A 21,830-nucleotide genomic window follows, 5' to 3' on the forward strand; every position below is an offset into this window, starting at 1 on the left:
TGATTGAGAACGTCGGTCGTATCGCCATCAATCTGAATTTTGTACGACGACACCGGCGCGGCCAAATTGAATACAAACTTTTTCGATTTTAGCTTGTCCAAAGTCTCCGGCTCTTCTAGGTCCGTTGTCACATCAACTGCTTCAACGGTGTCATATGATCCACCGACTAAGATTTTGCATGTCAGTGTATGATCAGCCGCATCCCAATGCTTTGCCCGAAGAACCACTTCAACCGTGTCGCACGGTGCTGAAAGTGTACGGACGGTTGAGATATGATCCAAGTTGATATCACCGCGTGCCGCAACCATGCTGGACCGCGTATCGCCAATACCAAACGAAGGCATCGCGTCAGTTGTACCAATTAAGATGGCTTTCAATTGAACAATACTGGGTCGTGACGATAAAGCGCTCAACAAAGAACCCACGCCACCAAACAGCGCCTGCCACACACCGCCAATAAGTCCCTCAATCACAATATTGGTGCCCTCGGGAATTGACGTATCACAATTGATCAACAAATTTTCGATGCCACCAGCGAGTTCGCAGCCATTCAATTGCACTTCAACCCGCGTATCTTTATAGCCGTTGAACCACAACTCGAAAGCCAAATCGATATCGGCAGCAGCTGGCACCCAATCATCCCCGTTACGTTGGAAGAACGCGCCTTGAGCATATTTGTTGCCGGAGACTGTAGAACAGAAATGCGAACCCTGCGAGACGATCCAAATGCCGTAAAGTCGCCCTTTGACCAATGAAGCCGCCTCAACATCAAACGAGGTTGGAGTTAGGCCTGCAAGGTCTGCGTTCAACTCCGCTGGCGTTTTTGTCATTTTGTGCAAAACACGAGTAGGATCTGGGCGACCCGCCGCGTCAGTTTCAGTCAAGAACACATGCACATCCCCGCTCTCCGCTTTGCGCGTAAAATAGAGATTTATTCGTCCAAGCGAGCCTTCTTGCGAGTTTAAGAATGTTGAACCAATCTGAAAGCCCTGCACTGTTTCTTGACTGGTTATATCGTCAAAATACGGCTCCTCTATTGTGCGAAGGACGTGATGGCCCCAGTAATACTCACGAACTTTTGAGTATGTTTGCACCATGTCTGGGCTCAAATGCTTGACGGTTTTCTCGCCCCAATTCCATTCCCAAGCTTCAATGGCTTCGTTGGTGATCGGATCATAGCGCGTGAGCGTCCTAACCGTATCATTTCCATAATAGGGGAACCACTGAGTTGTTTCGCGCCAAACGCCATCGTTGGTATTTGGCACTTCCCCAGGTGCGAGTTTTAAATCCCCATGTTCCCATTGAGTACGCGTTCTGGTGAGCTTCACGGTTTCCGTCGTTGTGCTCGTGAATGTCGCCAGAGCAACTTCCCCATCGCGACCCAATACCGACAAACGTTTGATCAGGTCGTGACGCGGCATCACCATATTGTCGATAACAGTAATCCGTTCATCGAGCGGATTTACAAGCGAAAGTCCGACCGAAGTTCGAGCTGCATCCCTAAAATGCAAACCATTCCGCACTTTACAATCAAACTCAGCATGGTCTTTGTCGCTTTGTCCCAAATCGATAAAGTTATCTGCGCTCCAATTGGTGTAATTGTCGGGCAATTCATTCAACCGCTTTACGCGCGCAAAATCTCCAGCAAGGTTCACCACCATTTCCATTGGCGCCTTACCGCGTGCGGTGATGGCAAGTCCCGCTAGATCAGAGCGTAAGGTGTCGATCTGCGAACCTGCCAAATCCAAGCGTTTCTCAACGATTGTTAGGCGCGTGTTGAGCGATTTCAATGAGATCAGCCGATTGGCTTCAATCATCTCAATCTTTTCAATACCGGTTGTGGTCAAGGTGATATGAGCAACACCCAAAACATTGGCATCAAGTGCAGGCGGCTGTGGATCAACATTTTCCGTGCCAGCAACCCGATCGATGTTGGCTGTGCGGTGGTTCTCAGTTGAAACAACCCGCGCTTCAGTTGTCCGTGCCACCGCATCCAGCATAAATGTACGTGGCTCAACTGCCGCATCAATGCCAACGCCCCAGACAACAATCGTTACAATTCGTTTGGTGACGGCTGGCAAGAGAGAAACAAGATTGATGTTGGCGCTATCGTCTGCACGACCATATACTTTGCCATCGCGATAAAGGCGACCACCACCAACAGTCACTTCGGTAGGACTGGACTGCACTACAGATAATTGGATGTAGCCCGGTTGGTCGGTGATTGCGTCCGTCACAACATTGTCCAGAGCCTCTCGACTAAAAACACCAATGTTCTTGATGTCATCATTGGTAATGCGTTGATTTAAGCTCGGCGTGACAATTTTAGACATAAAAGTCTCCTAAAGGCTGGCAGGCACGCGCGCGTCTAAAGCGGTGCTTTGATCTAGTGGCAGGCCAAGATCGAGACTTGGCGCTTTGGTTGTTTGAAAGTCGACCAACAAGCGGTCAGTAAATCGTTTAGAAGCGCAGATTGCATCTAGCGATGCGTTGAGCTTTTTAAGATCATCCGTGCTGACAAAATCATCATCAAAAAAAGATTGGTCTGCAAAAATACCGTCGTGCAGCAAGACAGTACCTTCAGCACGCACCAGCATTTCGCCCGTATGAGCTGGGAAGCCCAATCGCGCGATATCAACAAATCCCATTGTGTCAATAATGGGTGCTGCAATATCCCGATCGTGGAAATAAATAATGTCAGAAATCAGTGCTTCTGCATAATCGTCACTTAGGCAACCGTCGTCTGCAAAATCTGCATCCAAAAAGAAGCCACCATGCCCCTCACCTTGTGACGATACACGCTCATATCGAGGCGACCGCGGCTCAAGACTTGCTCCAACACTATCGAGCGGTAAGTTGTCTATTTCACTATTCAGGCCAGCGTTCAGGCGAAACGAGTACACGGTTTGCACTGGATCACCCGACGCCAAAAAGTCTGTGTCTAAATAGCCTTCATCGGCATAAAAACCAGCTTCATCGCGCTTTGGCAGAGTAACACGTTCATAACCGTCACCATTTTCGTCACCACCCACTTCATCCAACCGCACTTCAATTTCTTCTTGCGCATCAGCAGCTTTGAAAAATGCACGGCGTCCGAGAAGTTCATGCGCTCGATCAACACCAAGAAAATCAACACCGTAAAATGAGTGATCCAGAAAAACACCGTCAGGCGGCAACCAGCTCCCTTCGCGGGTTTCCAAACTGATCCGAACACGCGGCATCCGTTTGATGTAGGCATCCCACTCTTGCTTATTGACCGGTCCACCGACAAAGAAACCCTGTGGTCCCGTTTTTGTCTCAACGAGCTCAGCATCAACGATATTCAGATAACGCCTATGGCCCTCTTTCGTGCCTTTCAGGCTGTGGTTTTCCAGCGATTGAGCGCAAACGGAGCGCTTCTTTAACTCGTCCCAATCTTCATCCCAGATATCAACCGATAGTTCGTGTGCCAAAAAATTGAGCAATTCAAAGGGACAAAGCCAAGGGTCTTTGAAACGCCGGATAACGTCTGGATCAAGCTGATCCCAGCGTTCACCAGAGACGCGCTCTACCGCCTTTTCCCACTGTGTGGAATTGGGTGGCAAAATGGTTTGGAAATCAGCCGTCATGAGTTGAGACCTTCACAGTAATACCCACACAGCGACCTAATTCCCCCTCCAGTCGCGCTATATGGCCAGTGGGTTGATTGATCACAACGCGATCAACAGGACCAACCGTTGCGGCTGCATGAATGGCAGAAGGCGGAATATCGCGCGCCGGTGTAAATCGAGCTGCGGCCATTTTGGCCAAGCTTTCCTCAACTGATGTTCGCACCGACAACGGATCGGGACCAGGCAGTACAAACACCTCAACATCAATCACATAATCAAACTGGCTGACTGATCCGACGTAAACCGTATCAGTAAATGGCTTGATATCGTCCTTGTGCAAATGAAACCGCACAAATTCAACAAGCTCAGCAGATGCAATCCCATCCACCCCTTTTGCTTGCACAGCAATCTGCGCCACCCCATCGCTCGGTGACCACACATCAACATTTGAAACATCTTTATGGGCAGATAAAGCGTGGAAGATATATCCACCACGAGTGCCAATCCCAGCCGCTTCCGGCTCCAACAGAACACGACGCCGGAATGCCTCGTCCAACTCTCCATCAAGACGCATGAGCGGCAACGCAAGATGATCAAGGTCAGAGCCAACAGCAAATGCCTTCATCACCGCCTTAATGGCGTCATTGATTTCAGACTTAACCAACATTTCCCGATAGGCATCAGTCTCTTGCAAAATCTTGCCGGGATCTGTTTCAAGCTCGGCAACATCATAATCAATATCTCGATCATCGAACAACGCAACAAGCCGCGTCATTCTATCCGCCAGAATGGCTTCGTAATCGACGCCACGAATGGCTAAAGGTGCCGGGAAACGTGAGAGGTCCAGCGTTTCTGCAGTGTATCGTGACATTGAAAATCCTAGAATAAGAAGGTTTGTTGAAATGCTACGGTTTGATCCCCAAGGTGCCCTCTTGGCAAATAGTCCCCATCAATGAAAAAGCCTAGCTTTCCCCTGGAAACATCGTGACCAGTCCGAGAGAAAAAACTTGTAGGTCTAAAACGCGGCTCCCACAGATCGATGGCAATTGCCAACAAATGGGCGAAACGAAGGAACAATTCTGGGCTCATGTTACGGCCCAAAAGCGCCAACCCAACCAAACCAAACTGCTCACGGCGAACACGCATGGTGATTTGAGTTGAGACTATGCACTTCAGAGCGGCCTGAACTTCGGGCCAACCGTTGATTGGTCTACCGGTTTTCCCATCGATTCCACTCATTTGACCTTGATAACCTTTGCCGGTTCGGCGGACACAGGCTTGGTGTCGTTGGTCTCTGCGATTAGGTGCCCCAACGTTTCATAGTACGCGGCAACTTTGTCGTTGAGTTCAATGACTTGATCTGGTTCAACTAACCTTCCATTAATTCGATCACCAGATTTATCCGTAACTCTGTATTTTTTTTGCATCGTTTCTCTCCTAAATTAGCACCCCTTCGGCGCCATCAACCGCTTTGTCTTCGGCAGTGTCCTTGCCGCCCTTAAAGTGAGCGGGCCGTGTGCCGTTGTTCAAAATTGTTTTGGTTGTGGTTTTGACTTCACCAGCTGAGACAAATAGACCGACACCACCCACCGTGATTTGAATACCGCCATCTACAATAAGGACGCGAGCATCGCCGCGTTGCAGCAATATCAAACCGTCACCAGCATCAGGCACCGGAAACTCATCTGAAAAGAAACCACCCATCGCGAAGCCCTGGCGCATATCTCCATTTGGCGCGAACGACATCATTGTTTGCCCAACAACTGGCGTCACTTTCGAACTGTTATTGCCCGCCGCTTCTGGCAATTGCATCCAAGGCGACAAGAATTTTTTGCGTCCGTCCGGCGCATAGTCCAATCTCACTCGGTGCGTTTCTGGATCATATTGATCCACCCGACCTGGCCGCATTATACGCGCCATGTCTTCAGACAAACGATTGTGGCGCCCTATCAAGCGAGCCAAATAACTGGTCATTGCACCCCACCTAATTGAAACTAATCTCAAACCCCAATGGCCATTCGGTTTCAGGCAAATCCACGGTTTCCAGATTAGGACCAAGTCCCAACAATGCGCCCCCGTTTGTGGTTGTTTCCAACCTCTCAATTGCCGCAACCCAATCGGCTTTTTCGCCTGCATTGAACCAGTTTGCGATATAGCTAGCGAAAATCACACTATCGGGGTTGTTTTCCAACGCGGATAAGCAATCAGCAAACACACCCGTCGCCGGCATGCTTTGCACTGGTTCTGCTATTGTTTGAAACTCAAACACCAATTGGCGGGCTGCAAATACCGCACCGCTTTCATTACTCGCACCACGTTTGATGGAAAACTTCATTGGTTTGCTTGCAGTCAGTTTGAGCAACAATTGTGCCCACGCGTTATCAGCACTTTGCAATGCGCCCACGATTTGTGCGCTTAAGTATGCAACGCGCAGATCCAACAATGCGTCCGTCAGAATGGGTTTCAATTGCGCCTGCGCGGCCTCAGACGTCGAAACACCAGCTTCGCTAGATTTGACAATTCTTGCCAGCGCACATTCAATCACCAACTCATGACGCGGACCTGCACCCTGCTCGATCGTATTTGAATATCCATCCGAATAAGCTACAACAATTGGAACTTCACCTTGTTCGCCGGCAATATCCTCAATCTTAGCCACCCGACTGTCCCAAACATTAGTTTGAGCCAGCGTTGTGCCAAGAAGCGCTTGCACGGCCAGATGGCGCAAAAGAATTTGGGTGATCATGTGCTTGCTAGCTCCAAAACCAAGCGTCCGTTCTCATCACGCGAAAAATCGTGAACAACAAGCAACGGCGCGTCAGCACGATGAGGCAAATGAATTTGGTCATCTTTACTGGGTGTATAGTCCAACTCATCGTCCGACAAAGTTGCCTGAACGCGGGTCCAGTTTATCTTATGATTAAACTCTTGGTTACCTGGTCGCGAACCGTCCAAACGCCCTTCAAGAGGCGTAAAGTTGATAATGGCTCGCGCTTCAATCTGTTCGTTGGATGCGATTTCAGGCAATCCCGTGAATTGACTGACCTTCAAAACTGGTAAAATCAAAACGGGCTCAGCAAAAACACGATCAACAATGTTGGCTGATCGCGCCGCTAAGCGATGAAATGGTGAGCCCGTCATCTTTTCAACAACCTATTTAGATTGTGCCAAACGCACGTCAATAGATGGTGTGGCTGCGGCTACTTCTGCAAGCTGAGCCGAATGACCAATGAATGTGTTGCTGGTCGCAACATCGGTGATCGCTGTACCATCCCAGTAAAGCGCAATGCCTGGCGCGAGTGCTTTGTCGGTAACCTTTGGTAGGGTGTAGACCCCAGTCAAATCCATTTCACCTTGCTCGCCAATTTCATATTTTCCGATAGCGACCCCAGCCAGTTTTCCAACCACCACTACCGCGCCAGATGCGACCGCAGCTGCTGCAATAAAGCTCAGCGTGCTGCCGGCTTGTACAAAATTTTTCATGATATTATTCCAGTCTTTGAGAAACAAAAAATGGCGTGGCCAATACCACGCCAAACGATGTTCAGCCGTTAAGCTGGTTGAGGAACTTTATGCAGGCCTTTTTCGCTCAGCACGTTCACACCAACATCTTGGCGGACTTTGAACTCAGTGCCATCTTTGCGCCAAACATCTGTTTGATCCAAAAATGGCTCTTCATTGCCCTCGAGATATGTAACCTCGATCGTGTCATGCGCGTGTTGATCTGCAAGTAAGAAGAAATCGCCATTGCTGATGCGCCCCTCTTGTACCAATTCAGCCATATTTCGCACAACGTTTGGCACGCCCACGTGTTTGGCATCAGGATCAGCCTGCGCGGCCAGCAACACAGCAATGTCATCAGATGTTTCTGGACCACAAATAATGTACTTTGGCGCAATGTTAAGTGCCGTAGCAACCTTGCCATCATCCTGCATCATTGCCATGCTCTTACGAGCAGCTTTCAGTGAAGAAATAGTGGGCAAAGAACCAGCGGACAAATTCTTATAGTCAGCGTGGAACAAGTCCTTGCCTTTGAACTTGTATGCAGGATTGGTAAAGACCAAGAATACCAATGTACCAATTGTGCGCTTTGCAGCCCGCCCCATCTTGAGCGGGATTTTAGTAATCGCGTTTAGATCATCATTGATGATCATTTCACGTGTTACACCGAACGTACGGCCATATGTGGATAGAAAGGCACTCACGCCACTTTCACCAATTGTTGCGTGCTTGTATTCACCACCCTCGCCCTTTGGCGCCAGTTCGGGGAACAGCCCCACATCAACACGTTTAACTTCTTTGAAGTCTGTATGGGTGCCAACTGAGGTGAACTTGGAGAAAGTTTCTTCAATCTCATCAAAGCCTTTTAGCATCGACAAGCGGGCAACATTTTGCAAGATAAGTGGAAAATCTGCAGTTGAATGCATACCGCTGCCAGAACGCGTGAACGCTTCCCCCACAAGAGGCATCCGATCCATACCGCGCGTTGACACACTGGTTCGCTCCAAGCTCTCACGTGCCAAGTCTTCAAGGCGCAGGCTGGTAAACTCATTTCGTTCACCCCCAATTGCTGCCCGTGCCATCATGCCCAATGATGCGCCTTCGATGAAACGATCGCGACCATCAGCGGTGATGGATGTTGTGGCAGTGATCGGAGCCGCCTCAGAAACCTTGGCCATTTTTTCAAACGCACGCTTGCGGAAATCATCCACGCTATCTTCGCTATCAATTGCCGTTTTGATATCGTCATGAGACATGCCGGCACGTTTCCCAATGTCATGAATTTCTGAGATGCGCGTGCGCTCTGCCCGTGTCACGGTATTCGCATCAACTTGCGTAGTTGCTTCTGCGATTGCGCCGCGTGTTTGCTCATCTGGCGTATTTTCAATTGGGGCAACACTTTGCCCTTCAGCTTTTTTAGGCACTTGCGTGACCTCCTGGTTGAATTGGGCATCGGCCCGATTGAAATCTTTGTGTGGAATGGCAGACCGAATGAGCGCCTCAGCATCGGCTGGCACCGAAACCAATGACACTTCGAGCAAAGTCCATTTTGTGGCGGTCAAAGTGTCATGATCAGCACCCTCAGTGCGCACCTGCGTCCATTGTTCGACGGTGTAACCAATCGAGAGTCCGCTCAATTCACCGTTGCGCACCATCTCTTCAGCCCGTTTGGCGGAATCGCCTTCCCCGAACTTGATTGTGCCGATCAATTTCCCATCGTTGATGGACGCGCTCACGACTTTGCCAAGAACAGCATCCAGCGATCGTTTATTGTGGTGGTCCAGAAACGGCACGATGTCTTTTTCAAGCCGCTCAAGGTTGATGGCCTCTTTCGAGATCTCCAACACCTCTTCGATGCCGTAGATCATCCGGCTTGACCCTGCTGAGAATACGGCCTCTACGGTTCGGTTTTCTTCGTCGTACGTAGATGGCGAGACCAAAACGAAGCGCGCAAGGTTATTCCCAATCAGTTCAGTGGGAACTGAAGGCACAATCTTTGATGTCTGAGGCATGATTAGTCTTCCAAAAGGCTAGACAAATGAGACAGATCCATATGGCGGACCGCTTCTTTGGTGATTTGGTTGTTTTTCAAGGTTGGCTTGCTGGCATCAAACGCAAAGTCGTGATCCAGGTCTTTGGTCGCAGTTTCAAATTGCTTGAACTCAGTGAGCATTTTTCGCCAATCAACACCGTACGTTGCGAAAAACTTTTGTGGCGACATTGCCCCCGCTCGCACCGCCAAAATGTCCGCTTGTAGATCCTTAAGCGGATCAATTGGCTCATGGACCGGCATAACATATTGGTGCGAATAACCATCGCGGCGCTTTGGCAGTAATCCAGCCAATTGAGTTCTGTTCAAGAAGCGGCTTGTCACACGAGCCATAAACTTTGGCACAAACTCAACGTGCTGGATTTGTGACACCAAACGACGAAGTTCGATTTTACCCGCTTTCAACGATGAATAGTTTGCTTGCCTAAGATCGCCTGTGCCTTGATCATAAGTGACGCCTGCGCCCGCGCAGATCATCATCATTGTGGTCATCCAAACAGTTTCATATTGACCAGTGCCAGAAGGTGAAACGACCTTTACATCTGCACCATGTGGCAAATATTTGATCAACCCAGGGGCGAGTTTTTCATCCGTTGGTCGTTCTTTCGAAGTGGTGCCAATGTTTTCGGGCCCGCCACCTTGATCACTTCCAGTTACCAGTGCAGTTACACACGCCTCAACACGGGTTTTGGTAACCATCGCGTCAATCAAATCAGCTAAATCCCGACCAGTCATGAGAGATGGCGCCATCCATGGCACCCCTCGCAACTGACCAGGCCGCAAACCGTGGTACAAATGCAAAATGCTCTCTCGATCGTGCAAAACCGGCTGATTTGCGCCGCGCCAATCGGCAGCCCCTGGGTGCTGTGGATAGAGCCAATAGCCTAAACGCTGGTCCCACTCACCCAGTTTGACGCCTAATCGTGTATCTTTATGTTTTGAAAAATTATCAAACCCAGCTGCGACTTGATCACCTTCAAATAGCTTTATTGCAAATGGCACAGTTCGATAATCGTCAAGCCTCAAATCGACGAATTTGCCAAAAACCTCGCCGCCCTCAACCATTGAGCGTGCAGCAAGAACTTGCTGCCCGGCATAGTTCGTTTCGCCTTCAATGTCAGAAGTGCTTTCAAACTCTTCATAGAGTGCTCCAACACGTCGATCCGATGCGTCAGAACCAGTGTCCCAAATTATTTTGATACCATTGCCCACAAGGTGCGATGTCATTGTTTGAACAATACGCGCGCCAATTGGTGTATTGCGGCACATATCACGAGAACGATTTCGCAAAGTTGCAAGGGCCGGTCCAATTTCCGCGTTAACGTCAGTCGAACGCCCCTTGAAACTGTTCGTGCGCCTACCATTTGAAGCCGCATCATAGCCTCGACTTTGGGTGACGATATCTAGCGCCTGGCGTTGCTGTGCGCGGCGCAGCGCCGTGCCAGGCGAAACCACCTTTATGGCATTCTCTAAAATATTCATGTCTAATCCCGAGAATGGACCGCAAAGGTCGTGGTTGGGCGCGCATTTTGATCAGCAATGCCAAGGCTTGTCGCGATCAGTTTGCGGATATGAAGCATGTCTGCCAGCGAACGGTATTTGACGCGGTGATTTGTAAACTCAACTTCAAAAGCGCCCAAGGCAATTGCCTCATCGATCGCCTTTAGGTCAGCTTCTGTCCAGTTATTCATCGACTAAAACCAATCTTTATCTTCAACCCAGTCACTTCGCTCAGTGTCCTTCGGGGGCTCATCGCGTGATTGAACCATTAGCGTTTGCGATCGATTATCAACAGTGCAAGAATTCTGAGGCACCGGCAGAGCCCAATCTGGTGGGTTGCTCGGATCTATCTTTTCAGCACCAATCACAATGACCACCGCTTTGCCGTAGCAACTCAGGTCAAGCGCTTCATTTCTTTTAACGCCAGGCTTCATCTGCCAGCCCTTGGCGGTTCTGCGCTCAGCACAGAACTCCGCATAGGCATCAACATCAATTTGCGAGCTGATATGATAGGAACCAGCACCAGGCTCAGTGCGCCTCAAGCTTGCAGTGACTTCGTCTTTCAAAATGTCAGTGCCAACCCAAATCAACGAAATGTCTGTTGCAGCCTTCTTGCCGTTGCTTGAACGCTCGATTTGTTTTGTGTAAGCACGCCGCTGTGTGGACACATCACCAGTCTTGTTCGAGTTTCCTTTAAGCAACCGAAACCGATCGCCAAGGCCCTCAGATTGCTTTCGACGCCAATATTCGTACGCCTTTTCGGTTACGCCTGGTTCGCCCGCACTATCTGAAGCTACAACGATTGGCACCAATGAGAACTCAGTGCCGTCAACTCTATATTCTCGCTTTAGAAGTGCATCCAACGTCAACCAATCTTCATGGTAACGAGCCGGATCGAATGGACGATCAGCGTCGTCAATCGGTTTGAATATCCTAAATCGATCGATCAAAGTGCGCTCTAAGCCATCTGCCCATGCATCGGCATGACAAATGAAGTAAGCCCCCTGCACGTCCACCACGATCGTGATGAAGCGCGTATTGCCTGGCGCGGTGCGCTCAGCCAATTGAATGACTTTCTTGCGCACATCGTTCACGGTAAGAGCGCCAGATTTGCTCATCGCCCGTGGCAGGTATGGTTCGCCACGGTCAACGTTCACCGTAGTTTTGAGCGGGCCTTCATCGCCAGTTTTTCGATAATGCTCCACACCTTCCAAAAAGCGCTGTACAAGCTGCTTCCAAGTCGAAAATGCAGCTGCCGGACCTTGCATCCAGTGACTTGCAATCGTTGTTGGCCGAATATCTCCGTCCAAGGTTACCAGATCGCCATGGCGTCCCTCGTGCAACCAAACTCCGTAGCTTTGCAATTCTCGTTTAAGATCATGCGTTATATCAGCATAGCCACAGTGCGGACATTTCATCTTAGCCATTTCCCCGGCTTCAGATGGACTTGCACCCTTTTCCCATTTCAACAGGTCGAAGATGGGTTCAAATTTCTCTTCGCAATGTGGACACGGCCAATACCACCGGCCCCGCGTTCCCATATTGTAGATACTAAGAATGCCGGTTGTTGGCGGGGCATCATGCCAAGCCTCAGGTTTCCAGTCTTCGTCCAATATTGGATGACCAGGCGATGATTCAACGCAAGTCATGCCTTGGCTAAAATATGTTTCATTGCGCTTGCGCATCAACGAAAACAGATCCCCTTCACCGTCGATATCCAAGGGCATCCGGTCATAGTCGGTGCCAAACATGTCAGGACTTTCATAACCCGATAGTTGGCTAATCGCGGGCCAATCAATGGTTAGCGTCATGCCACCCATAAATGCCTTATCAAAGGTATTGTTTGAGTTGCGCTCGCCCGTTAGTCGTTTGCTCAACTCCGGAGAATCCCGAAGCATCTTATCAATTTTTTCTTTGCTGAACTTACGACCCGTGTCTTTGGTCATATGGACGACGTGAATGTTTCTTGGCTGGTAAACAATCCGATGGGCGATGCCGTTCAGCAACAGCGCATCTGTTTTACCGGTCCTGGCAGGTCCACAAAATGCCTCCGCCTCAAAAACACGCGAATTCAAAACATCGGCTGGCTCAACCATGTATGGCGTTACTGAATTATCCCAAAGCCCACGATATGCAGGGCTGTTTAGCAGTCTCACCTTTTCTGCGCTTTGACTTACACTCACGCGGCTGGGTGGAACCAATGCCGGCAACGCTAACAATGCTGCATCACGTGCTGAAGCAAATGGCGGCAGCTGATGATCTTCAAATGCTTGCCCGATTTCTCGCATCGTCATCTCTTCGGTGCCAATTTCAATTCGATCTTGTGCTTAATGTCTTCCAGCACAGCATCGGTAAGCTCAATTGCCCGTTCGACTTGTTTGGCAGAAAGCCCCATGTCGCGTTCAAGCCGGTCTGGTAGTGATGTTGCGCCATCCCGCATCACAACGAAAACAGTTTCAAGCAAATCAACAACATCAGCGCGCGGAATTAGCTCTCCGCGCGACGTCGCAGTGATTTGATATTCGCGATCGGCCGCGTAAACTTCGCGTCGGTCTTTTGGACTAAGTCCGTTGTTTTCATCTTCTTCGCCATCAGGAAATAATGCCAAGCGCATTTGCTCGACACTGGCTTGTGCTTGAAGGGCAGATTTTGCCTCCGTCGCTTCGCGATCCCTGACCCAGGCATAGCAATGGGAAAGCAAAAACTTGTATTGCTTGCCATTTGTGCCCCGCTCAAGCATCGGCATGTCATGCCGCATCCAAGCCGTAATGGTTGGCTCAGTGACTTTGAGCGCAGTTGCAAGTTGCGATCGGTTAAGCTGCGCGTCTTCAACCCCCTCAGGTAGCGGATATTGTCGCAACAGTTCTGAAGAGATCTCTTTCGTTGGTGCTGCATGACTTAGACCAAGAGCCGACATTTTACCTCCGCCACCTCAGCTAGAGCAACAACAACAACAATGAAAACAGATAGTTACCAGAAAAACTACAAATCCGAACAGAATGCGCCGCCGCGTCACCGTGCGGGGGAAAGGGCTGGGAAGGACCCAAACTCCCCGCACTTGCGAGCGCACAATGGCAGCGCTTGAAGGCGCTGATCGTTGCGATCACCTGCTAAACAGAATGAAGTCAATCTCATGACGCACATCGTCAACCAGATCTTCAGTAAAGCCATCGGACCACTGATTGATTGCTGGTTCTTTCATTATCTCAACAGGGATGGCTGGGCCAAACACCTGCTTGATTGGAAATCGGGATGCACTTTCTCGTTTGAAGGCTAACCCGTTCAGCTTGGAAACGATGAACGCCCCCTTGAACGTCTGGCTTCTACCCCATGGGCTAGCCGAAACACCCTGTTCGGTCTGCGCTCCACCAAAGTGGGCGATGTTGATATGTGCGCCCGTGGCAGTCAATGCGTATTCCAAAGCGCTATAGCTGGCGCGGCGTGTCGCAATTGATTTGCGGACTGAGGTTGTTGGTAAGCCAGTTTGCTCTACCAACGCCCGGATAATCGCAGTGCGTCGTTTATTCCCGCGTCTGTTGATGCCGCGCCGAAACGCGTGGTGCAGTTCTTGGCCCGATAGTTTATCGAGCTTGTTTGCTATTGGAGCAAATGCACTGGCGTCCAATTCAAAGATCTCTTGCATGCCGCGCTCCAAATTCAATTCTGCAAATTTGCAGTTTTAGCATTCGGTGTGCGCGGCTTTGGTCGCGCTATGATCATTGGTCTGCTCCACCGTTGGGGCAAGGGCACAAAAAAGCGCCGCCGAGCAATTGCTGGGCAGCGCTATGTTTGAACCTTTTTTGTTGTGGTATTAGTGCTTCAAATCCAAATGACTCGTCAATAGGCCCTAGCCAACTTTTTTCAGATCGACTGCCCATGGTTCGCGCAAAACCGAGGTGGGCAAAGGGCTGAAGGCGGATAAAATATTTTTCAGATCGCACTGCAAAGCGTTTAAACCTTCCCACCAGACTGTGTGCGCAGCCCTTGCGGCGTTCACTATGTGAGGCGGATAGCCATCATAGGTGTAAAGATACCCGCTGCGCACCACACAGTCGCCCGTTTTGGCACCTTCGAACATTTTGACGGGTTTACCGTTCTTGCCCACTTGCGGCACCAACGTACCAACGCCTTCTTCTATCCAATCTGGTTGGCTGTCCTTTTTCGCATGGAAATAAACCAAATCCCGCGCTTGCCCCTTCAAATGCCAAAGGGCATCGAACACTTCGATCGCGTCAACATGGCAATTGGCGATAATGTTTTGATCGTTTGGCCCATGGCCATCAATGGTGCAGCCCAACATCAACATACGTTCAATCTTGGCAGTGCTGGTTAGGTTGGCCGTTGGCCCATCACCACGGCGCACGGCAGCTGCTGCTTGCTCGACACATTGATCAACCAGTGCCCACCGCACCAATTCTTGAATTTCGATCTGTTCTTTGCTCATTTTATCGCCTGTCCTAAGTGTCCTATTGCCGTGGTTTAGGTTGGACGCTGCAAAGCCCCGCTCACTGGGCTTTGTCCTATGTGTCCTATTAGTCCTATTAAAAATAGAGGTTATAAAATCAATTCAGTCGCCTTTACGCGCACGGGGCAGCTAAAAACATAGGACACATAGGACATATAGGACTCCTGTTTGAAATCATTGGCTTTTTCGGTGTCCTATTGAAGAAATTCAATAGGACGGGGTTGGACTCTCAGCGCCGAAGAAACAGGGCTGGAAGATTTTTTTGGCGCTTGAACGCGTTTGAACAGGCTTTTGTTGCCACACAATTGGCTCCAAAATCGGGTTTCACCCCATCTGGCCCTGTTTGTTTTCGCTGTGGTTTATGCGGTTTGTGGGTCAATTTTGGTCACCATAGGCGGCTTCATCGTTCGCCCATTCCACGTCTTGATTGACTGCCTCGGCAAAGCCAGCACGGCATTCTTCTAACGTTGGAAACTCGTAACACCACTCGCGTTTTGCATATTGATCGCCATTGGATGGCACCATGCGCCTGCGCTTTAGGTTGGGCACCAGCTTTTTAAGCGCCTTGCCCACCGTGCTTTCGTAGGATCGGCGCTTAATGCCCACCAGGTCTGACAATTTGATGTAATCATCATAAATCGCGCTGCATTTGACCACGCGTTCCCACTCACCGGATCCAGACAAGGTTTCACTGTTTGAGAGGTGGGTGAACCACCATGCCTCTGCGCTATCAAGCGATTGTATCTTTTGCTCAAGCAGCGCTGTGGTTTTGGGTATGGTCCAGAAATCAATGGTGCTTAGGTCAAAGTGCTGTAGGTCATATAGCAAGGCTTCACGCCCGCCATCGTCCAACTGTTCGTGCATTTCAGCAAAGTAACCGTGGTTTTGCAGCGCAGCATCACCCACATCCAGCACACAAAAGCGCCGTTCGTCTTTACCAGCTGGCACCACCCAATCTTCGTTTGACGTCATCACCAAGCGCACAAGGTTCTTCATGCGGATCGGGTCCACGCCCTTGGCCTCGATCATTTGGTGCTTTGAGGTAATTAGCCCTTTTAAGCGACCTTCAGCATTCTTATCACCTGCCCAAACCGCCTCTTCAGCCATCAACAGCAAGCATTTGGCCATGTGCGCATTGAAATTGCCGGTGATATATCGCGGGTCATCAACTTGATAGAAGTGGCTGGCGATCAATTCGCCCATCACCTCGCCCACCGTAGACTTGCCCGATCCCATGCGCCCGCGAAACACCAGGGCGGTGCCGGTGCGCTCGCGTGGCCGTTGCACCATGTGGGCAAACCAGCCAAACACCCAATCGCGCAGGGCTTTGTCGCCGCCGCACACATTGTTCAGCAAATGGTCTTCAAAAACAGAATAGCCCTGCTTTTTGGGCACCGCTTCACATGAGAACCCCTGCCATAGGTTGAGGTAACCAGGCGATCCGCCCAGCCCATCTGGATTGGGCAAAAACTCCATGCCGCGATATTGCCTGCGCCGCTCCGCGTGGATCCACGCCTTGGCCCAGGTCATCGGCTTCCGCTTGCCATCGGCCCCAGCGTAAAACACGAACTTATTGTCATACCAGCGGTTGAAAGCGTCGACCGTGCGGATTTGCAGCCGGTCTTCAATTTCATATGCATCTGGCTGCTCATGCACCATAACGGCCTTAGAGCCAAGCAACACCAACGCCCATTCTTCATTCATGTTGTCAATGGAGAAATCCCCCATCTCGGCCTGTTCTTCTTCGATGTGGTTTTGTGGTGTTACCGGCGCATCGATGGCTGTTGCTTGACCAATCGCACTTTGAATTTGGTTGCTCACTCAGCGCCCTCCACAAGCATATCGTTAAAGTCTTTGCCATCTGCGGCGTTGGCAATTTTGGCCACCAGCCCTGGGCGCAAGGCCATGGCGCGGCGACCGCAGCGCTGCAGTTGGTTATCTGTCTTTTTGCTGTCGCTATCGCCATCGCGTAACAACACCAGTTCTTTGCACCATGCGGGTGGCACAAAAGCTTCGTCATCGTTTAAATCGGGCAAGTGATTGCACCGCTTGCCGTTTTCATCTTCACCCGCTGCACCGGCCATGTTGCCTAGGTCTGCGCCGCACCAATATGCGGTGTTGGGCTGGTAAGCTTCTTGCAGCGCTGTCAGCGTTGTTTCAATGCCTTCACCAACCACCAACCGCGTTGGCGCTGATGGTGTGTACAGGCGAATGGCCCCGCTCTTTTTGGAGCCTTTCATGATTTTTGAAGGCAATGGGTTGCCCGTATTTGGGTCTGCTTTTTCGCGCTTACCCTTTGGCGTTGTAGGGTCAAGAAAGGTCATGTGCACCGCGTCCAAATCGTCGTTTGGCTTGATGATTTCACCCACCATGACAGGGCATTCATCAATGGTGATCCATTCCACTTTGCCCCCGTTTTTGACCGGAATTTTGCGTTCAAATCGTTCGATTTCGCGTAGCAAAATTTTGAAACGCCCTTGGGCAATCGTGTCCGCCAATTTGTCCAAACCGCGTTTGCGCAAATAGGCTTCAACCGGACCACCTGGCTTTGGCAAGCGTGCCAGGTTCATGATGCGACGGGCGGACCTTATTTGGTCCTGCCGATAGCGATTTGCCACGCGTTCCCGCGCTAGTCTGTCTTGTTCGGCCTGCGCTTTCAGCTCAGCTTCACGCGCCGGATCAATTGGCTCAGCCGCCTTGCGGCCTGTTATGCGCTCAAGGGCAGATTTGTAATCCAACCCTTCCATATGCTGCACCAGCTTGATCACATCGCCACCCACATCGCATTGGCGGCACAGCCACACGTTTTTTGAAATGTTGATGGCAAAGCGGTCCGTGCCGCCACAAAGGGGACAAGGGCCAAACCGATCATTGCCGCGTTTGGTGATGGCCCAGCCTTGGCGTTCGGCCCAATCAATGCAGCTGGTGTTTTGGGCTTCGTTTTTGAGGTGATCGAGGTTCATGGTAACCACCTCCAACGCGTGTTTTGCATTGGGAACAACACAAAAGAAACCTCCCAAAGCTGCACAAGGGTTATAACTCGTTTTCCATTGACTTTTTTGGCACTTAGGGTTCTGAAACCAACCGACAACCCTGCGATGTCCTGAATTACAAGGCGCTTCAACAAGTCGCGATTGATTTCGGCTGAGACGAAGAGCCCGTTTTGGCGTTGTTCAACCTGCCAATATCCGTCGAGTGAGTTCGGAACATGCTCCATAAGCATTCGAACATTGCGCACCGGTTGCAAGCTGTTTGGCGCAAACTCGTCGCCATTCACATCACTTGTGCCGTACCATGCTGCATACCCGCCAATCACGATTGGGTCTTTGGGCGAGGGTTTACGCCCCGTCAACATTGCAATTTCCAACATTTCCCGCTCAGCATTAAGAGCAGATTGAACGGCCTCTTGTCCGGCTTTGCCAAAGTGCCAAAGGAATTTTATGTCTTGCAAGTTCATCGCGCCACCGTGTCTTCACCGGCCCCGATAGTATTCAGCACCAAACGGCATTGATCGCATGCGCGGATCGTTTCGTTGGACACAAGCCCGCCGTTGCCGCCTTTACCGTGCGTGCCGGTCACATCATAGGTGATCGCATCGATCAGCTTGCTGGTGGCCGCTTGGAGTTTTTGAATGTTACTCATCTTCACCACCTACACTAATTGAAACAAAATCTAGTTCCTTCAACGCCGTTTCAATTTTGCCTTCACAGCCAGTCAACTGGAAGTGTTTGGTTTTGTATTTGGCTGTCATTTCAAACCAAGTTATGTGTCTTTCAAGTTGACTACGCCAATCGGCAGGAGCAATCGACATGTCGACAAAAAGCGTAACTTCATTCGCCATCATTCACCCCCAACCGTTTCAAATGCGCTTTGCGCGACCGTGTAGCCGCCGCTTTGTCTTTTGTGGATTTCCGCTTCGCCGCTGCTTTGGCGTTCACATCTTTTTCAACGATCAGATAAAGCCACTCCGCTTCGCGCTTTACGCCATCGCAAATAGGCAAACCTTTGTTCAGGCACATGCAGTTTGTTCGCCCGTTGGCGTATTTGCACATTGAGATTGCGACCTGTTCAATCGGCGGACGATCGGTTTCACTGAGAATTGAGGTCAGGTTTTCGCGTAGGATGGCCATCACATATCCCCACCAGTTTCGCTATACACCAACACCTCAACCTTTACGCGCCTGCCATTGGGCAAGTCTGCGGTGAATGCACCACGCGTTTCAAGAAGATCGGTTAAGTGTTCGATGAACCCATATGAAAGCCTTGCTTGTCGCCGATATTCATCGCGTTCCGCTTTCAACGCAGCCAGTTCAACTTCCATCGATAGTTCAACGGCACTAGGGAATTGCATTTCGAAATGTTGCTCACTCATTGTACCGTCATCCCCGCTGGTTTTAGGCGTAGGCCGATCATGTGGGTGACGCCGCCGCCCCATTTCTTTTTGAGCATGCCGAGGTTGCTGGTGTTATTTGTCAAATGGGGGGATTGACCTTTCTTGCCATTCGCACAAATCTGAACGAAATACTTTTGGAGATTTTTGTGTCCGTACCACCAGAGAAGCAAAGCCTGACTATGCTTGAGTTTGCCATTTACGGTTTCGCAATTGTGCTGTTCGTCTTTGTCATCATAATTCTGACAACAACAGTCTTCAGCCTCTCTGGCAGTACGATTGATATCAGAATTGATACCACTCAATCCGGCACCAATTTTTGGATTGGTGGTGCGGGAATTGTGCCGACAGTTATTAGCATTGTGGCTACCATTGCTGCTATTGTTGCAGCGTTTGCTGTTGTCGGTCAGCTCCGCCAATTGAGGCAGGATGCTGAGAGCAACAACCTGTATGAAAACATTAAGTTGTTGGCGACCAAAGACCAAGTTGGACATGCGTTCGCCTTGGGCTACTTGGAGAGGGAGTTTCTCGAGAACGAGAGCCGGAAAATGGATCGCCAATTGGTCGAAGATTGTATTCAAACCTACATTTCCAGCCAAAGCTACCAAACGCGGGAGAAGGTTTCGGATTCTAGCGGCAATTTTTCTGTGATCGGACCGCTCCACATTGACCGCGCCATTCAGCTTTTTGGCAAACACTTCGGTTCGCCAGAACACAAGGCTTCCGTTGAAATGGTATATTTTGCAAACAGCGGTAGCTTGTTGAGCTTTGAAAACCTCTATGTACAGATAGCAATTTTCCAAGGGTCTACATTCAAGTCTCCAGCGATTCAGAATGTGACGTTCCGAACGGCGAAAATCTTCGCCAATTTGGAGTTCGACGGCGTCAGATTCAGAAATGTCAAGCTTGAGAATATCCACAACATTGACCGCCCGGACTGGCAAATAATCCTTCGAAACTGCACCGGAGCATTGTCCGTTGGTGGCAGAGTTTTTGAGGTCGCAAGTGGCAAACAGCCGCTGATTATCGACAAATCGATGTTCCCCAGCAAATCCATCAAGCTTAAGTCCTTCTAACGGCGTCATCAAACCAACTCGCCCAAAATCTCATCAACCATCTTGATGCGCGCACCTAGCACCCGCATCACATTCACCGCCATGGAATTGCCCAGCGCTTTGTATCGCGGCCCGTCCGCTGCGGGCTTGCCGTGCGTGTGTGGCACAAGCGTATAATTGTCTGGAAAACCTTGAAGCCGCTCGCATTCGGTTGGCGTTAGCCGGCGCACTGCATAATTCGCTGGCACCAGGGCCCCTTGCTCATGTGGCAATCGCGAGGCGCTGCGCGACATGCCCGAAGTCAGCGGAAATGCCACCGCCATCTGCCCACCGCCATTTTGATGGCTGGTGGTTGAATTCATCGCTCGTAATGTTGGCGTCACATCGTTTTGAGCATCTGCGCCATAGTCCTTTGATAAAAAGGCAGTGGCGACATAGCTGTCCAGATCCTCTGCCAGACTGTCATTTCCCTTGGCCAACAATGGTCGTGAAGTATCGGGTACGAACATGGATGCGCCGCCAAGCGCATGCTGATCTTCAAGGCCAAGCTTTGAGCCAAATGACGCATTGATTGGAGCGGTCACTTCCGTCGGCCAATCGTGCACACCACCATTCAAGTCAAAATCGGTGCCGAGGCCACCACCGCCTGCAGTGCGGCTGCTAAGTGTGCCGGCAGCGTCTTGCCCCGTTTCGTGGCGCGGCGCAGAATCCCTGCGCAGGCTTTTGGCGTCAAAAAGTACCGCTGCTGCACTTCGCCAATCTCCAAGATATCCAACAACGAACACACGGCGTCGTGATTGAGGCACAGCCCTGGGGAATCCATCCACTCGACAGTATTGAGCGTCCAACACTCTGTAGGCCCACCCATACCCGAGTTGCGCCAGCCCTCCGACAAAGGCACCAAAGTCCCGTCCTTCGTTGGATGACAAGACACCGGGCACATTTTCCCAAAGGATCCAACGGGGCTGATATTTTTCAGCAATTGCAAGGTAGGTAAGGGCGAGGTTACCACGTGGGTCGCTAAGTCCTTTTCTGAGGCCAGCGACGGAGAATGATTGGCAGGGGGTTCCGCCGACAAGAAGGTCAATTGCATAGTCGAGCCATTCCTTATATTTGGTCATGTCGCCAAGATTGGGCACATCCGGATATCGGGCTTGAAGCAAGTTGCTTGGAAACTTTTCGATTTCCGAAAAGAACGCAGGTTTGAAGCCCAACGATTCCCACGCCACACTTGCCGCTTCAATGCCTGAACAGACAGATCCAAACCGCATCACACCAC

General features: G+C 50.5%; 25 protein-coding genes. All 25 read right to left on the reverse strand.

Features of this window, described 5'->3' with window-relative positions; genetic code table 11:
* Positions 1-2,333: hypothetical protein (locus O4H47_RS16690; RefSeq protein WP_269395150.1), on the reverse strand; the 2,333-nt coding region annotated here is incomplete at its 3' end.
* 9 nt (positions 2,334-2,342) lie between these two features.
* Positions 2,343-3,608, reverse strand: coding sequence for a phage tail protein I (locus O4H47_RS16695; protein ID WP_269395151.1), 1,266 nt, complete (start codon positions 3,606-3,608; stop codon positions 2,343-2,345).
* Positions 3,598-4,461 (reverse strand): baseplate assembly protein, encoded by an 864-nt coding sequence (locus O4H47_RS16700; RefSeq protein WP_269395152.1) that lies wholly within the window; start codon positions 4,459-4,461, stop codon positions 3,598-3,600. The genes O4H47_RS16695 and O4H47_RS16700 overlap by 11 nt, the downstream gene beginning before the upstream one ends.
* An 8-nt stretch (positions 4,462-4,469) precedes the next feature.
* Positions 4,470-4,829 (reverse strand): baseplate assembly protein, encoded by a 360-nt coding sequence (locus O4H47_RS16705; protein WP_269395153.1) that lies wholly within the window; start codon positions 4,827-4,829, stop codon positions 4,470-4,472.
* Positions 4,826-5,017 (reverse strand): hypothetical protein, encoded by a 192-nt coding sequence (locus O4H47_RS16710; RefSeq protein ID WP_269395154.1) that lies wholly within the window; start codon positions 5,015-5,017, stop codon positions 4,826-4,828. The genes O4H47_RS16705 and O4H47_RS16710 overlap by 4 nt, the downstream gene beginning before the upstream one ends.
* 10 nt (positions 5,018-5,027) lie before the next feature.
* Complete coding sequence (locus tag O4H47_RS16715; protein ID WP_269395155.1) at positions 5,028-5,564, reverse strand: hypothetical protein; 537 nt, start codon at positions 5,562-5,564, stop codon at positions 5,028-5,030.
* Positions 5,565-5,574: 10 nt separating this feature from the next.
* A complete protein-coding gene (locus O4H47_RS16720) occupies positions 5,575-6,336 on the reverse strand; it encodes a hypothetical protein (protein ID WP_269395156.1) in 762 nt (253 codons plus the stop codon).
* The gene (locus tag O4H47_RS16725) at positions 6,333-6,731 is read right to left on the reverse strand and encodes a hypothetical protein (RefSeq protein ID WP_269395157.1); all 399 of its coding nucleotides are present in this window, start codon (positions 6,729-6,731) and stop codon (positions 6,333-6,335) included. The genes O4H47_RS16720 and O4H47_RS16725 overlap by 4 nt, the downstream gene beginning before the upstream one ends.
* Before the next feature lie 12 nt (positions 6,732-6,743).
* A complete protein-coding gene (locus O4H47_RS16730; protein WP_269395158.1) occupies positions 6,744-7,073 on the reverse strand; it encodes a capsid cement protein in 330 nt (109 codons plus the stop codon).
* A gap of 68 nt (positions 7,074-7,141) precedes the next feature.
* Positions 7,142-9,103, reverse strand: coding sequence for a prohead protease/major capsid protein fusion protein (locus tag O4H47_RS16735; RefSeq protein ID WP_269395159.1), 1,962 nt, complete (start codon positions 9,101-9,103; stop codon positions 7,142-7,144).
* Positions 9,104-9,105: 2 nt separating this feature from the next.
* Complete coding sequence (locus tag O4H47_RS16740) at positions 9,106-10,623, reverse strand: phage portal protein (RefSeq protein ID WP_269395160.1); 1,518 nt, start codon at positions 10,621-10,623, stop codon at positions 9,106-9,108.
* A gap of 2 nt (positions 10,624-10,625) precedes the next feature.
* Complete coding sequence (locus O4H47_RS16745; protein ID WP_269395161.1) at positions 10,626-10,832, reverse strand: phage head-tail joining protein; 207 nt, start codon at positions 10,830-10,832, stop codon at positions 10,626-10,628.
* Between the two features lie 3 nt (positions 10,833-10,835).
* Entirely contained in the window at positions 10,836-12,929 is a 2,094-nt protein-coding gene (locus tag O4H47_RS16750; protein ID WP_269395162.1) for a terminase gpA endonuclease subunit, read from the reverse strand.
* Between the two features lie 2 nt (positions 12,930-12,931).
* A complete protein-coding gene (locus O4H47_RS16755; RefSeq protein ID WP_269395163.1) occupies positions 12,932-13,558 on the reverse strand; it encodes a DUF1441 family protein in 627 nt (208 codons plus the stop codon).
* A gap of 186 nt (positions 13,559-13,744) precedes the next feature.
* Positions 13,745-14,284, reverse strand: coding sequence for a hypothetical protein (locus O4H47_RS16760; RefSeq protein ID WP_269395164.1), 540 nt, complete (start codon positions 14,282-14,284; stop codon positions 13,745-13,747).
* A 204-nt stretch (positions 14,285-14,488) separates the two neighbouring features.
* A complete protein-coding gene (locus O4H47_RS16765; protein ID WP_269395165.1) occupies positions 14,489-15,085 on the reverse strand; it encodes a hypothetical protein in 597 nt (198 codons plus the stop codon).
* Between the two features lie 396 nt (positions 15,086-15,481).
* Positions 15,482-16,927, reverse strand: a complete 1,446-nt coding sequence (locus O4H47_RS16770) for a primase-helicase family protein (RefSeq protein ID WP_269395166.1) — start codon at positions 16,925-16,927, stop codon at positions 15,482-15,484.
* Complete coding sequence (locus tag O4H47_RS16775; RefSeq protein ID WP_269395167.1) at positions 16,924-18,069, reverse strand: DUF7146 domain-containing protein; 1,146 nt, start codon at positions 18,067-18,069, stop codon at positions 16,924-16,926. The genes O4H47_RS16770 and O4H47_RS16775 overlap by 4 nt, the downstream gene beginning before the upstream one ends.
* A complete protein-coding gene (locus O4H47_RS16780) occupies positions 18,066-18,563 on the reverse strand; it encodes an HK97 family phage prohead protease (RefSeq protein ID WP_269395168.1) in 498 nt (165 codons plus the stop codon). The genes O4H47_RS16775 and O4H47_RS16780 overlap by 4 nt, the downstream gene beginning before the upstream one ends.
* Positions 18,560-18,748, reverse strand: a complete 189-nt coding sequence (locus O4H47_RS16785) for a hypothetical protein (protein WP_269395169.1) — start codon at positions 18,746-18,748, stop codon at positions 18,560-18,562. The genes O4H47_RS16780 and O4H47_RS16785 overlap by 4 nt, the downstream gene beginning before the upstream one ends.
* Positions 18,741-18,947: a hypothetical protein gene (locus O4H47_RS16790; RefSeq protein ID WP_269395170.1), complete on the reverse strand. Its 207-nt coding sequence runs from the start codon at positions 18,945-18,947 to the stop codon at positions 18,741-18,743. Before O4H47_RS16790 ends, O4H47_RS16785 begins: the two co-directional genes overlap by 8 nt.
* A complete protein-coding gene (locus O4H47_RS16795; RefSeq protein WP_269395171.1) occupies positions 18,937-19,236 on the reverse strand; it encodes a hypothetical protein in 300 nt (99 codons plus the stop codon). The genes O4H47_RS16790 and O4H47_RS16795 overlap by 11 nt, the downstream gene beginning before the upstream one ends.
* The gene (locus O4H47_RS16800) at positions 19,236-19,478 is read right to left on the reverse strand and encodes a hypothetical protein (RefSeq protein WP_269395172.1); all 243 of its coding nucleotides are present in this window, start codon (positions 19,476-19,478) and stop codon (positions 19,236-19,238) included. Before O4H47_RS16800 ends, O4H47_RS16795 begins: the two co-directional genes overlap by 1 nt.
* Positions 19,475-20,584 (reverse strand): hypothetical protein, encoded by a 1,110-nt coding sequence (locus O4H47_RS16805; RefSeq protein ID WP_269395173.1) that lies wholly within the window; start codon positions 20,582-20,584, stop codon positions 19,475-19,477. The genes O4H47_RS16800 and O4H47_RS16805 overlap by 4 nt, the downstream gene beginning before the upstream one ends.
* Positions 20,581-21,822, reverse strand: a complete 1,242-nt coding sequence (dcm, locus tag O4H47_RS16810) for a DNA (cytosine-5-)-methyltransferase (protein WP_269395174.1) — start codon at positions 21,820-21,822, stop codon at positions 20,581-20,583. The genes O4H47_RS16805 and dcm overlap by 4 nt, the downstream gene beginning before the upstream one ends.
* Between the last annotated feature and the right edge of the window lie 8 nt (positions 21,823-21,830).

This window comes from Maritalea porphyrae, from assembly GCF_027213965.1.
GTDB classification, from domain to species: domain Bacteria; phylum Pseudomonadota; class Alphaproteobacteria; order Rhizobiales; family Devosiaceae; genus Maritalea; species Maritalea porphyrae_A.

Excerpts from the sequence above, each read along its gene's own strand:
- O4H47_RS16695 (WP_269395151.1), bottom strand. The coding sequence starts at position 3,608 with ATGACGGCTGATTTCCAAACCATTTTGCCACCCAATTCCACACAGTGG.
- O4H47_RS16700 (WP_269395152.1), bottom strand. The coding sequence starts at position 4,461 with ATGTCACGATACACTGCAGAAACGCTGGACCTCTCACGTTTCCCGGCA.
- O4H47_RS16705 (WP_269395153.1), bottom strand. The coding sequence starts at position 4,829 with ATGAGTGGAATCGATGGGAAAACCGGTAGACCAATCAACGGTTGGCCC.
- O4H47_RS16710 (WP_269395154.1), bottom strand. The coding sequence starts at position 5,017 with ATGCAAAAAAAATACAGAGTTACGGATAAATCTGGTGATCGAATTAAT.
- O4H47_RS16715 (WP_269395155.1), bottom strand. The coding sequence starts at position 5,564 with ATGACCAGTTATTTGGCTCGCTTGATAGGGCGCCACAATCGTTTGTCT.
- O4H47_RS16720 (WP_269395156.1), bottom strand. The coding sequence starts at position 6,336 with ATGATCACCCAAATTCTTTTGCGCCATCTGGCCGTGCAAGCGCTTCTT.
- O4H47_RS16725 (WP_269395157.1), bottom strand. The coding sequence starts at position 6,731 with ATGACGGGCTCACCATTTCATCGCTTAGCGGCGCGATCAGCCAACATT.
- O4H47_RS16730 (WP_269395158.1), bottom strand. The coding sequence starts at position 7,073 with ATGAAAAATTTTGTACAAGCCGGCAGCACGCTGAGCTTTATTGCAGCA.
- O4H47_RS16735 (WP_269395159.1), bottom strand. The coding sequence starts at position 9,103 with ATGCCTCAGACATCAAAGATTGTGCCTTCAGTTCCCACTGAACTGATT.
- O4H47_RS16740 (WP_269395160.1), bottom strand. The coding sequence starts at position 10,623 with ATGAATATTTTAGAGAATGCCATAAAGGTGGTTTCGCCTGGCACGGCG.
- O4H47_RS16745 (WP_269395161.1), bottom strand. The coding sequence starts at position 10,832 with ATGAATAACTGGACAGAAGCTGACCTAAAGGCGATCGATGAGGCAATT.
- O4H47_RS16750 (WP_269395162.1), bottom strand. The coding sequence starts at position 12,929 with ATGCGAGAAATCGGGCAAGCATTTGAAGATCATCAGCTGCCGCCATTT.
- O4H47_RS16755 (WP_269395163.1), bottom strand. The coding sequence starts at position 13,558 with ATGTCGGCTCTTGGTCTAAGTCATGCAGCACCAACGAAAGAGATCTCT.
- O4H47_RS16760 (WP_269395164.1), bottom strand. The coding sequence starts at position 14,284 with ATGCAAGAGATCTTTGAATTGGACGCCAGTGCATTTGCTCCAATAGCA.
- O4H47_RS16765 (WP_269395165.1), bottom strand. The coding sequence starts at position 15,085 with ATGAGCAAAGAACAGATCGAAATTCAAGAATTGGTGCGGTGGGCACTG.
- O4H47_RS16775 (WP_269395167.1), bottom strand. The coding sequence starts at position 18,069 with ATGAACCTCGATCACCTCAAAAACGAAGCCCAAAACACCAGCTGCATT.
- O4H47_RS16780 (WP_269395168.1), bottom strand. The coding sequence starts at position 18,563 with ATGAACTTGCAAGACATAAAATTCCTTTGGCACTTTGGCAAAGCCGGA.
- O4H47_RS16785 (WP_269395169.1), bottom strand. The coding sequence starts at position 18,748 with ATGAGTAACATTCAAAAACTCCAAGCGGCCACCAGCAAGCTGATCGAT.
- O4H47_RS16790 (WP_269395170.1), bottom strand. The coding sequence starts at position 18,947 with ATGGCGAATGAAGTTACGCTTTTTGTCGACATGTCGATTGCTCCTGCC.
- O4H47_RS16795 (WP_269395171.1), bottom strand. The coding sequence starts at position 19,236 with ATGGCCATCCTACGCGAAAACCTGACCTCAATTCTCAGTGAAACCGAT.
- O4H47_RS16800 (WP_269395172.1), bottom strand. The coding sequence starts at position 19,478 with ATGAGTGAGCAACATTTCGAAATGCAATTCCCTAGTGCCGTTGAACTA.
- dcm (WP_269395174.1), bottom strand. The coding sequence starts at position 21,822 with ATGCGGTTTGGATCTGTCTGTTCAGGCATTGAAGCGGCAAGTGTGGCG.